The organism is Lysinibacillus sp. FSL M8-0134 (assembly GCF_038069745.1).
GTDB lineage: Bacteria > Bacillota > Bacilli > Bacillales_A > Planococcaceae > Lysinibacillus > Lysinibacillus irui.
On record NZ_JBBPAJ010000001.1, the window covers coordinates 639291 to 651601 of the forward strand.

Sequence of the window (12311 nt, forward strand, 5' to 3'; positions counted from 1 at the left end):
ATTTATAGACAATTGGAAATTATCGGTATACAATAGCTGTAATAATAGGAGGTTAGTTGAGGGAATGAATCCTATTATTATCCTAAATTAAGTTGTTAACATTAAGTCTTAAGGAGGATGAGAAAAATTGAGAGAAGCTTTCTTTGAAAAAGTTGAAAGATTGTTTGCGAAGATCAAGATTCTTAAACAATCTTTCTCGTCGGTAGTATTTGGAATGTACGGATTTTGGTATATTCCTTTTTATTTTGGTTGTAAAGGAAACATAAACTGTTTAAAGGGGGACTATGGATGCATAAAAAAGATATTATGAGTAGTGAAACAATGTTGTATATGCCTGTATATGATTCCTTTGGAAATTTATGTACGCGGGTGTACGAGAAAAATAATGAATATATATCTAAACTAGCTCCGACAAAGTTATTGGACTATAATCTTCGTTATTTTGGTTCTAGTTTAAGAGGAGCTTTCGATGGATCAAAAATGATTCTAGGTAAGCTTAATAAAAACCCAATCATAGTAGATGAACGCGGGAATATTTTATGGTGTCCAAGCAGGTCACCACTACATCCGCTATGTATATGGTTTGCTGTTCATCATATTGATGAATATTCAGCTGTGGATAAAAAGAGGACGAAGATCACTTTTGTGAATGGCAAGGAAATTATTGTGGATATCAGTGAGAAAGTTCTTGAGTACCGGATACAGAGAGCATTTTTATTAAAGTATAGATTAGAGAAACGCACAAAGCATTTACTTGTACAGTATGATCGTGTGAAAGTATTTCAGCGAATGGCTCTTAATATGCTTGAGGAAGAGAAATAAGATCGTTGAATTAATACAATTAACAGCTGCTAGATAGTATGTTTTCCTTTGTAAAAACGTTATAATAAAAAAATACGGAGCTTTGTAAATGAATTTGTAGCTCCATTACTAACGTTCGGAGGATTTAACAATGATTGAATTAGCAGATGTACGCAATGTGTTAGACACTACAGCCAAAAAATTGGCAGACTTTAGGGGGTCTCTTTGACTTAGAAAACAAAGAGGCACGTATTCAGGAGCTAGATGAAATGATGCTAGAGCCAGGTTTTTGGGATGATCAACAAGGTGCACAGGTAATCATCAATGAAGGAAATGGCTTGAAAGCAATCGTCAATGAATATAAAGATTTAGTGGAAACACATGAAAATTTAGATATGACACTGGAACTTTTACGTGAAGAGCCAGATGAAGAATTACAGGAAGAACTAGGCAAAGAGCTAGCAGAATTCCAACAAAAAATAGGAGACTTTGAGCTCCAATTGCTATTAAGTGGTCCATATGATCAAAACAATGCCATTTTAGAGCTACATCCTGGTGCAGGTGGAACGGAATCACAGGACTGGGGTTCTATGCTGTTACGTATGTATACTCGATGGGCAGAAAAACGTGGCTTTAAAGTGGAGACAGTCGATTATCTTCCAGGTGATGAAGCTGGGATTAAATCGGTTACCTTGTCTATTAAAGGTCACAATGCTTTTGGTTATTTACAGGCTGAAAAAGGTGTACATCGTTTAGTACGTATTTCACCATTTGATTCGTCTGGTCGCCGCCATACATCATTCGTTTCTTGTGATGTTATGCCAGAGTTTGATGACAATATTGAAATCGATATTCGTACAGAGGATTTAAAAATTGATACGTACCGTGCAACAGGTGCAGGTGGTCAGCATATTAATACGACGGATTCAGCAGTTCGTATTACACATATCCCGACTGGTACCGTTGTACAATGTCAAGCAGAACGTTCACAGATTAAAAACCGTGAAAAAGCGATGACTATGTTAAAGGGTAAATTATATCAATTAGAGCTTGATAAGCAGCAGGCTCAGCTAGATGAAATACGTGGTGAGCAAAAGGAAATCGGCTGGGGCTCACAAATTCGTTCTTATGTGTTCCATCCATACTCTATGGTGAAGGACCATCGTACGAATGAAGAGACAGGTAATGTCGGTGCAGTAATGGATGGCGATTTAGATCCATTTATTAATGCCTTTTTACGATCTAAAATTAATTAGTAAACATATCCCCCAAGAGTGAGGTGCTCTTGGGGGATTTTCTATTTAAAAGGGTGGATGATAGGGTGCATCTTGGTTTAGTTGTTTTCGTTCATTCATGTAGTATTTATAGAGCATGGATGCGTTCACAAACTGTTTACTAATAGAAGCATACTGAATAGGTAACTCAATTTGTTTCTCATTTTTTAATGTAACGATACACCCCGATTGACTAGGTGTGATATTTATAATTGCATGTAATCCAATCCATATATTGTGAATGGAATTCGGTGAATAGGTTGGTAGAAATATACAGGGATACCCATAATCAAAGGCCACGACAATTGGGAGCTTATGTTGATTGCCAAAGAAACGTTTAGCCGATTGTTTTGCCGCTTCATAGGTTGTGCCTAAAGAGATGCAAGATTTGCGAAGCACATGCATTGGTTTGCGTGTAACAATTAGTTCATTATGTTTGTCAATCACATGGGTGAAAATTTTTGTATCGTGCTGAATAGGTTGTAGCATGTAAGTATTAAATGAAATTAAGTAACCATTTACAAAATTGCTAGTCATATGGGAAATGCCTCCTTTTTCTATTGTTAACGGTAGTGTAGAACAGAAAATGGATTTGTTGAAATAGAGGAAATAGCTAAAGGGCATTCAGAAAAGAATGAAATGCTTAGAGAATTTGCTTTAAATCTCAAGAGATTAATAGCGAATCCAAGTTATTTTCGATTCGTAAGCATTGCATTTTAGTTTCAATTTTCATATAATTTAGAAAAGGATCGAGGTGAGATCGTTGGATAAATATTATTCGTATACCGATTTTCTAAAAGCCGTTGGTCAGTCAAAAAAAGTTGATGAGGCAGAGAAATTATTAAACGAGATTTATTTAGATCTATTTTTAAATCGTATCCAGCGTATGCATCGTCAAGAGCAGCTCATGGTTCTGATTGATAGAGCACTCGATGAAAAGGATGAACACGCATTTTATCAATACGCAGCCGAACTAAATTCCTTGCAGCAAACAGAAGAATAATCATATGGACGAACCCGCTCTCAGATCTATTGGAGAGCGGGATTTTTTATTGGAGGGATAGTTGGTGAGTTTATTGATGATAGGTTTTTGTTTGAAAGAGGGGGAAGTGATTTGAGGGAGAATATAGAAAACCTACTCGGGGATTAGTGACTTTGCTCGTAAAATAAGAAGAGCGCTCCAAAAGTGTAGTCCTCCGCTCGTAAAGAGAAGATAACCGCTCCAAAAGTGAATGTCCCCGCTCATAAAAGGAGGAGAACCGCTCCAAAAGTGAATGTCCCCGCTCATAAAGAGAAGATAACCGCTCCAAAAGTGAGTGACTCCGCTCATAAAGAGAAGATAACCGCTCCAAAAGTGAATGTCTCCGCTCATAAATGGGAAAGCCGCTCCAAAAGTGTAGTCCTCCGCTCATAAGAAGAGGAGACCCGCTCCAAATGTGAGTGACTAAGCTCATAAAGGGAGAAGAGGCACTCCAAAAGTGAATGCCTCCGCTCATAAAAAGAGGAGACTCACTCCAAAAGTGCAAGCCCCTTGCTCATAATAGAAGCGTCCCCGCTCCAAAAATGCGTGTCCCCCATAAAAGAAGACAATCAAAAAAGACTAACGTCATCCCAAAAGATAGTGACTACCACTCTAAAATTAAAATCTAATGAATAGAAAAAGCTTGAAAACCTGATGAAGCGGCTATTATGAGGGTAACAAGTATTAATGGCTTCACGGTTATTTATTACAAATTTACGAGATGAAAAATTTTTTTACAAACATTCGTTCGTTAAATGTTCGAAATTTTAATACTGCTATGCTAAAATATATGTACAAATTGGAAGGAAAGGGCGGGGACATGTGTGCAAACATTTGATTTACAAGCGCCATATCAGCCTAGTGGGGATCAGCCACAGGCAATTGCGGAATTAGTGGAGGGTGTGAAAGCAGGTAAGCGTCATCAGACATTGTTAGGGGCTACGGGAACAGGTAAAACGTTTACCATTTCGAATGTCATCCAGCAGGTTAAGAAACCAACACTTATTATGGCGCATAATAAAACACTAGCTGGTCAGCTATATAGTGAGTTTAAAGAATTCTTCCCAAATAACGCGGTTGAATATTTTGTCAGCTATTATGATTACTATCAACCAGAAGCCTATGTACCGCAGACAGATACCTATATAGAGAAAGATTCTAGCATTAACGATGAAATTGATAAGCTACGTCACTCTGCTACTTCTGCATTATTTGAGCGTGATGATGTCATCATTATTGCATCTGTGTCCTGTATTTATGGTTTGGGGTCTCCTGAAGAATATCGAGAAATGGTTGTATCGATTCGCACAGGCATGGAAATCGAACGGAACCAGCTACTGCGTAAACTTGTTGATGTTCAATACGAGCGCAATGATGTTAGTTTTACACGCGGAACATTTCGGGTACGTGGAGATGTAGTGGAGATTTTCCCTGCATCACGTGACGAGCATTGTATTCGTGTGGAGTTTTTTGGTGATGAAATTGATCGCATTCGTGAGGTAGATGCCTTAACGGGAGAAATTTTATCGGATCGAGATCATGTGGCTATCTTCCCTGCCTCCCACTTCGTAACACGTGAAGAAAAAATGCGAAAAGCCATTGAAAATATTGAAAAAGAATTAGAGGAACGTCTTGCGTTGTTGCGTGCAGAGGATAAGTTACTTGAGGCACAACGTCTAGAGCAACGTACTCGTTATGATTTAGAAATGATGCGTGAAATGGGCTTTTGCTCTGGGATAGAGAACTATTCACGTCATTTAACTTTGCGTGAAGCAGGTGCTACTCCGTATACACTGCTTGATTATTTCCCCGATGACTTTTTACTTGTAGTCGATGAAAGTCACGTTACACTTCCACAGGTTCGCGGAATGTACAATGGTGACCAAGCTCGTAAAGGGGTGCTCGTAGAACATGGCTTCCGCTTGCCATCTGCTCTTGATAACCGTCCATTGCGTTTTGAAGAATATGAAAATCGAGTGCATCAAGCCATTTATGTATCCGCAACACCTGGACCTTATGAGTTGGAGCACACTCCAGAAATGGTCGAGCAAATTATCCGTCCTACTGGATTATTAGATCCAGTAATTGATGTTCGTCCTATCGAAGGACAAATCGATAATTTGATCGATGAGATTCAAGATCGAATTGCGCGAGATGAGCGAGTTTTAGTGACAACGTTAACGAAGAAAATGTCTGAAGATTTAACCGCCTATTTGAAGGAAATGGGCTTAAAGGTTGAATACTTGCATTCTGAAATTAAGACACTAGAACGTATTGAGATTATCCGTGAGCTACGTAAAGGGACGTATGATGTCTTAATTGGTATTAATTTATTGCGTGAAGGACTTGATATTCCAGAGGTATCACTTGTAGCAATTTTAGATGCTGATAAAGAAGGATTTTTACGTTCAGAACGTTCATTGATTCAAACAATTGGTCGTGCTGCACGTAATGCGAATGGTCATGTCATCATGTACGCGGACAATATGACAGACTCAATGAAAAAGGCGATTGATGAAACGAAACGTCGTCGAGCATTGCAAATGGCTTATAACGAGGAGCATGGTATAACGCCTCAAACGATTATTAAGAAAATTCCTGATGTGATTCGTGCAACACAAGTAGCGGAAGAAGAAGAATCTTATGTTACGAAGGCTACAAAAGGCAAAAAGCTGACAAAGGCAGAAAAAGAGCAGCTGTTGGCTTCTTTAGAGGTAGAAATGAAAGAAGCAGCAAAAGCGCTTGATTTTGAACGTGCTGCTGAACTGCGAGATACAATATTTGAATTGAAGGTAGAAGGGTGAATGACTTGTGAAAAATACTGAAATTGTCGTGCAAGGTGCACGTGCTCATAATTTAAAAAATATCAATGTCACAATTCCACGTGATCAATTAGTCGTATTAACAGGTTTATCAGGCTCAGGGAAATCTTCATTAGCGTTTGACACAATTTATGCGGAGGGGCAACGACGTTATGTCGAATCCCTATCCGCCTATGCTCGTCAATTTCTTGGGCAAATGGATAAGCCGGATGTCGATGCAATAGAAGGTTTATCGCCGGCTATTTCGATTGACCAAAAAACAACGAGCCGGAACCCTCGATCGACTGTTGGTACAGTAACAGAAATCTATGATTACTTACGATTACTTTATGCTCGGATCGGTAAACCGATTTGTCCCAATCATGGCATAGAAATCACTTCTCAAACGATTGAGCAAATGGTGGACCGTTTATTAACTTATCCTGAAAGAACGAAAATGCAGCTCCTTGCGCCGATGGTTTCTGGACGTAAAGGAACACATGTTAAACTGCTGGAGGATTTAAAAAAGCAGGGCTTTGTACGTGTGCGTATAGATGGTGAATTACGTGATTTAGATGATGCGATTGATCTTGATAAAAATAAAAAGCATTCGATCGAAGTAGTAGTGGATCGCGTGGTCATGAAGGAAGGTATCGCTGCTCGTCTAAGTGATTCTCTAGAGACGGCTTTACGATTAGCTGATGGCCGAGTACTTGTGGATGTGATGGAGCACGAGGAACTACTATTTAGTGAACATCATGCCTGCCCGTTATGTGGTTTTTCTATTGGTGAGCTTGAGCCTCGTATGTTTTCATTTAATAGTCCGTTTGGTGCTTGCCCAAGCTGTGATGGCTTAGGTTCAACACAAGAAGTGGATTTAGATTTGGTCGTGCCTGATTGGGACCGTTCCTTGTTAGAGCATGCCATTGCACCGTGGGAACCAACTAGTTCGCAGTATTATCCACAATTATTAAAAGCGGTTTGTGATCACTATGATATTCCAATGGATGTGCCTGTGAAGGATTTACCAAAAGACAAGATGGATAAAGTTCTATATGGATCTGGAAAAGACAGAATTCACTTCCATTATGAAAATGAGTTTGGCAATGTGCGAGATCAAATGATTGAATTTGAAGGGGTAGTCCGTAATGTTGAGCGTCGTTTTAAAGAGACAACGTCAGATTATGTTCGTGAGCAAATGGAAAAATATATGGCTCAACAAGCTTGCCCTTCATGTAAAGGTTATCGCTTAAAGCCTGAAACATTGGCGGTAAAAGTAGCGGACAAGCATATTGGTGAAGTAACACAATACTCGATTCAGGAAGCGGACACATTTTTCAAAGAGCTAAATCTCACTGAAAAGGATTTGCAAATAGCTCGCCTAGTTTTACGAGAAATTGAGGAACGATTGGGCTTCCTTGTCAATGTAGGCTTAGACTATTTAACATTGAGCCGCGCTGCAGGTACTTTATCAGGTGGAGAGGCGCAACGTATTCGATTAGCTACACAAATCGGTTCACGTTTAACTGGAGTTCTCTATATTTTAGATGAACCTTCGATTGGTTTGCATCAACGAGATAATGATCGTTTGATTAGCACATTACAAAATATGCGTGATATCGGAAATACGCTAATTGTGGTAGAGCATGATGAAGATACGATGCTAGCAGCAGATTATCTCATTGATGTAGGACCGGGCGCAGGCGTTCATGGCGGTCAAATTGTAGCAGCCGGAACACCACAAGAAGTTATGAATAATGAAAAATCGTTAACTGGGCAATATTTAAGTGGTAAAAAATTTATTCCATTGCCAATTGAAAGACGTCAACCGAATGGTCGTAAGCTTTCCATTAAAGGTGCCAAGGAAAATAATTTGCGCAATGTCAAAGTGGATGTTCCACTTGGTTTATTTGTAGCGGTGACAGGAGTTTCTGGCTCTGGGAAGTCTACACTAATAAACGAAATTTTATATAAATCATTGGCACAGAAGCTGAATCGTTCAAAGGTCAAGCCTGGCGAGCATAAAGAAGTGACGGGTATGGATGAGCTCGAAAAAGTTATTGATATTGACCAATCCCCAATTGGGCGTACACCTCGTTCAAACCCAGCAACGTATACTGGTGTCTTTGATGATATTCGCGATGTTTTTGCTGCAACAAATGAAGCGAAGGTACGAGGATATAAAAAGGGACGTTTTAGCTTTAATGTCAAGGGCGGTCGCTGTGAAGCATGTCGTGGGGATGGCATTATTAAAATCGAAATGCATTTCCTTCCAGACGTTTATGTACCTTGCGAAGTATGTCACGGTAAACGTTATAATCGTGAAACACTTGAAGTGAAGTATAAAGATAAGAGTATTGCAGATATTCTCGATATGACCATTGAAAATGCAGTCGTGTTCTTCGAAAATATTCCAAAAATTCAACGTAAGCTACAAACGATTGTTGATGTTGGATTAGGCTATATGAAATTAGGACAACCTGCCACAACCTTATCGGGTGGTGAGGCACAACGTGTAAAATTGGCCTCAGAATTACATCGACGCTCTACAGGAAAGTCCTTCTATATTTTGGATGAACCAACAACAGGCTTACATGCCGATGATATTGCACGATTACTAGTCGTGTTACAACGACTTGTTGAAAATGGCGACTCTGTATTAGTAATTGAACATAATTTAGATGTTATTAAAACTGCTGATTATCTTATCGATTTAGGACCAGAAGGCGGAGACAAAGGCGGAACAATTGTTGCGACGGGTACACCTGAAGAAGTTGCAGAAGTGGCAGGCTCGTACACAGGGAAATACCTAAAGCCGATTTTAGAACGCGATCGTTTGCGAATGGATGCATTGCTAGCAGAGGCCTCTCAATCTTAAAAGGTGTTTCACTCGGTAGCTAATCAATACGGTGAAAATTGATCAAAAAGTGGAGGGAACCGCTCAATCAGGGTGAGAAGTGATCTAAAAATGGAGAAACCCGCTCAATCAAGGATGAAAAGTGATCCAAAAGTGGAGGGAACCGCTCAATCAAGGATGAAAAGTGATCCAAAAGTAGAGGGAACCGCTCAATCAGGAGTGAAAAGTGATCCTAAAGTAGAGGGAACCGCTCAATCAGGAGTGAAAAGTGATCCTAAAGAGGGGAACCTGCTCAATCAATGGTGAAAAGCGATCCAAAAGTGGAGGGAACCGCTCAATCAGGGGTGAAAAGTGATCCAAATAGGAGAGCCCCGCTCAAACTAGTTTGGAAATTTAACCAAAAAGACAGATGTCCTATAAATTTTTCTGAAAGAAGTAATGCTAGGTTGCTGTAATGAAAAGACCCAATTTATTCAATTTTGCAGTGAAACTTTTCACATGATGAATCGTATAAATAGTATAACGAACTGAGGGAGGCTATTTATTTATGCAAAATGAACGTCAACGAATTTTAGAACTTGTAGAAAAAGGTACGATTTCGGCACAAGAGGCGATTACATTATTGGAAGCATTAGAGCAACCTGGCAAGTCTACTCAAAATGTTATGGATGATGTGACAAAAGAGACACAGTCCTTTTCAACTGAAAAAGAGTCACTCTTTGAAGAAAAACCAAAAGATAATGATAAGAAAAAAGATGATTTTATGAAGCATTTCCAAGATGAAATGCAGGATTTTCGTAAAGATTTAACACAGATCGGTTCTCTTTTTATGGATATGATGAATACGGCTGTTAAAAAGGTTAAGGAATTTGATGTAGCCTCTCCATTTGGAGATAAAATTGAGTTTACACATACTGAAGAAGTGGCTGCTGCCCATGTAGACAATGTTATTGTTGAATTACCAAACGGTAACTTTTCATTGGAAGCTAGTGAAGGAGACACAATCCAAGTTATTTGCAAGGTGAAGGCACCACTGATGAACGATAGTGAGGAAGAGACACGTAATCACTTTTTAGAGCAATTTGTTGTGAAAGAGGATGAGCGTTCATTGCGCATTTTAAGCCAATTGAAGCTAGTTCAAGTTAATGTAAAGGTGTTAGTCCCTAAGGAAAAGCTTGAAAAATTATCTGTTCGTCTTATGAACGGTAGTGTTTCTTTACAGGATACAGAGTTTGAAGAATTAAAAGTGAAAACGTTAAATGGGGCTATTAAAGGTACGAAGTTTAATTTTGGAAAAGCGGAAGTTGATTCATCTAATGGCTCTATTGAATTGACAAATGTCCGTGGTAAAGATTTAGAAGCTGAAACATTAAATGGACGTGTTTATTTAGATGGTGCTTTGGATGAAGTGGAAGCTAAATCTGTCAATGGACATGTAGTGGTGACGACTTGTTCGACAAACTCATCGAAAATAAAGGCACAGACAGTTGCTGGGGCAGTCGAATTATATGTCCCACGATCAATTTCATTAAGCGGTAAAGTTGTCACGAATTTTGGGAAAGTGGATGTAGGAATTCAGGATGTTTCTAAAATGGAATCACAAGATCAATTCCTTTCTAAAGTAGTTCGTTTTGATAAAGAAGTAGAAGGTGCAAATCGTTTATTTATCGAAGGTGAATCGAAAACAGGTGCTGTATTAGTACGCTATACAACAACAGACGAACAACAAATTTAACAACAGAAGCATTTGGGCTATCTTAAAGGCCTGAATGCTTTTTTAAATCAAACAGGATTCGACGCTAAAGGAAGTCGATTTCTGTTTTTATTTTGTGTCATTTTCTTAAAAATAATGGCAAGGAAAGAACGAAATTGAAGGAACTACCACGGATTGAAATGAAACTGTAATAAAAAAACAGAAATAGAGTGCTATAATAGTAAAAGAAATACCTCTTACATAGATGAGAGTTTTAGGTGGTTTAATCATGATAGAAATGAAAGATGTGACAAAGAAGTACCCAAATGGTGTTGTTGCGACAAATGGTATTTCCGTTAATATAAAGCAAGGCGAATTTGTGTATGTAGTTGGTCCAAGTGGGGCAGGTAAATCTACATTTATTAAATTGATGTACCGTGAAGAAAAGGCAACATCAGGGCAAATCATTGTCAATGGTATTGATTTAGCAACATTAAAGAATAAAAAGGTCCCTTTTTTGCGCCGTCAACTTGGCGTTGTTTTCCAAGATTTCAAATTGCTACCTCGTTTGAATGTTTATGAGAACGTAGCATTTGCGCTTGAAGTAATTGAGGAAAAGCCAGATGAAATAAGACGTCGTGTTATGGAAGTATTAGAACTTGTAGGATTAAAGCATAAAGCAAGAATGTTCCCAAATGAGCTGTCAGGGGGGGAACAGCAACGAGTTTCGATTGCACGTTCGATTGTCAATGTTCCGAAAGTGGTGATTGCAGATGAACCTACTGGGAACCTTGATCCTGAAACATCATGGGAAATTATGAATTTATTTGAGGAAATTAATGCACGAGGAACAACGATTGTGATGGCAACCCACAACCGTGAAATTGTAAACACGATTCGTCGTCGTGTAATAGCAATTGAGGGCGGATTAATTGTCCGTGATGAACACGGAGGTGAATACGGCTATGAAATTTAATACAGTCCAACGTCACTTCCGTGAAAGTGTCAAATCACTTGGCCGAAATAGCTGGATGACCATTGCATCTGTTAGTGCCGTAACAGTTACGCTCATACTAGTAGGCGTTTTTGCGCTTATTATGATGAATTTAAATAAAGTAGCAACCGATTTAGAAAACGATGTCGAAATTAAAGTTTTAATTGATGAGACGGCGGATGAAGCTGCTGAAAAAGCACTCATTGAAAAAGTCAAAAAATTGCCTGGTGTCTCTGAGATGAACTATTCCACAAAAGAAGATGAGTTAACCAAGCTAGTCAAAGATTTTGGTGATGATTTTAAGCTATTTGAACAAAGTAACCCATTACGTAATGTAATTTATGTAAAGGCTGCTGACCCGCAGCAAACAGCAAAAGTTGCTAAAGCAATCGATAAATATGAGTATACATATGACGTTATGTATGGCGAAGGAAAAGTTGAAAAACTATTTAACTTCTTAAATATTAGTCGTAATGTAGGAATCGTGCTTATTTTAGGGTTATTATTTACAGCAATTTTCTTAATTTCGAATACGATTCGTATTACGATTATTGCACGTCGAGATGAAATTGAAATTATGAAACTTGTAGGGGCTACAAATTCATTTGTACGTATCCCATTCCTATTGGAAGGTATGTGGCTCGGGATTTTAGGTTCCATCATTCCGATTGCGGTTGTCACAACCCTTTACCACAATGTATATAAAATTATTGCACCACGTTTACAAGGTGAGCTTATTCAAGTACTTGATTTTTCTCCACTTGTGTATCAGGTGAGCGGTCTTCTGTTACTCATAGGGGTACTTATCGGTATTTGGGGAAGCTTTATGTCAGTACGCAAGTTCTTAAAAATTTAATCACAACGGATATT

The 12311-nt window shown here is 38.7% G+C and carries 10 protein-coding genes; 9 read left to right on the plus strand and 1 reads right to left on the minus strand.

Annotated features, from left to right (window positions below):
* Positions 1–288: 288 nt before the first annotated feature.
* Both MKY49_RS03170 and prfB read left to right on the plus strand, forming a co-directional pair.
* Positions 289–822 (plus strand): competence protein ComK, encoded by a 534-nt coding sequence (locus MKY49_RS03170; protein ID WP_274795659.1) that lies wholly within the window; start codon positions 289–291, stop codon positions 820–822.
* 130 nt (positions 823–952) lie between these two features.
* A protein-coding gene (prfB, locus tag MKY49_RS03175; protein WP_396631728.1) for a peptide chain release factor 2 occupies positions 953–2057 on the plus strand; the annotation gives its coding sequence in 2 pieces (ribosomal slippage) (positions 953–1027 and positions 1029–2057; 1104 coding nt in all).
* Positions 2058–2102: 45 nt separating this feature from the next.
* Here the strand turns inward: prfB and MKY49_RS03180 are convergent.
* Positions 2103–2612: a competence protein ComK gene (locus MKY49_RS03180; protein ID WP_274795660.1), complete on the minus strand. Its 510-nt coding sequence runs from the start codon at positions 2610–2612 to the stop codon at positions 2103–2105.
* 226 nt (positions 2613–2838) lie between these two features.
* On the opposite strand from MKY49_RS03180, the gene MKY49_RS03185 reads away from it, so the two are divergent.
* The 7 genes from MKY49_RS03185 (at position 2839) to ftsX (ending at position 12297) form a co-directional block, all read left to right on the plus strand.
* Positions 2839–3078 carry an IDEAL domain-containing protein gene (locus MKY49_RS03185; RefSeq protein ID WP_274795661.1) on the plus strand — a complete coding sequence of 80 codons (240 nt, stop codon included), beginning with the start codon at positions 2839–2841 and terminating at the stop codon, positions 3076–3078.
* A gap of 842 nt (positions 3079–3920) precedes the next feature.
* Complete coding sequence (gene uvrB / locus MKY49_RS03190) at positions 3921–5900, plus strand: excinuclease ABC subunit UvrB (RefSeq protein ID WP_274795662.1); 1980 nt, start codon at positions 3921–3923, stop codon at positions 5898–5900.
* Positions 5901–5907: 7 nt separating this feature from the next.
* On the plus strand, positions 5908–8775 hold the full coding sequence (gene uvrA / locus MKY49_RS03195; RefSeq protein ID WP_341385608.1) for an excinuclease ABC subunit UvrA: 2868 nt from the start codon (positions 5908–5910) through the stop codon (positions 8773–8775).
* 90 nt (positions 8776–8865) lie between these two features.
* On the plus strand, positions 8866–9060 hold the full coding sequence (locus MKY49_RS03200) for a hypothetical protein (RefSeq protein ID WP_322604724.1): 195 nt from the start codon (positions 8866–8868) through the stop codon (positions 9058–9060).
* A gap of 241 nt (positions 9061–9301) precedes the next feature.
* A complete protein-coding gene (locus MKY49_RS03205; RefSeq protein WP_341385609.1) occupies positions 9302–10489 on the plus strand; it encodes a DUF4097 family beta strand repeat-containing protein in 1188 nt (395 codons plus the stop codon).
* A gap of 247 nt (positions 10490–10736) precedes the next feature.
* Positions 10737–11423, plus strand: a complete 687-nt coding sequence (gene ftsE / locus MKY49_RS03210; RefSeq protein WP_341385610.1) for a cell division ATP-binding protein FtsE — start codon at positions 10737–10739, stop codon at positions 11421–11423.
* Positions 11413–12297 carry a permease-like cell division protein FtsX gene (gene ftsX / locus MKY49_RS03215; RefSeq protein WP_274795665.1) on the plus strand — a complete coding sequence of 295 codons (885 nt, stop codon included), beginning with the start codon at positions 11413–11415 and terminating at the stop codon, positions 12295–12297. The genes ftsE and ftsX overlap by 11 nt, the downstream gene beginning before the upstream one ends.
* Positions 12298–12311 lie beyond the last annotated feature (14 nt).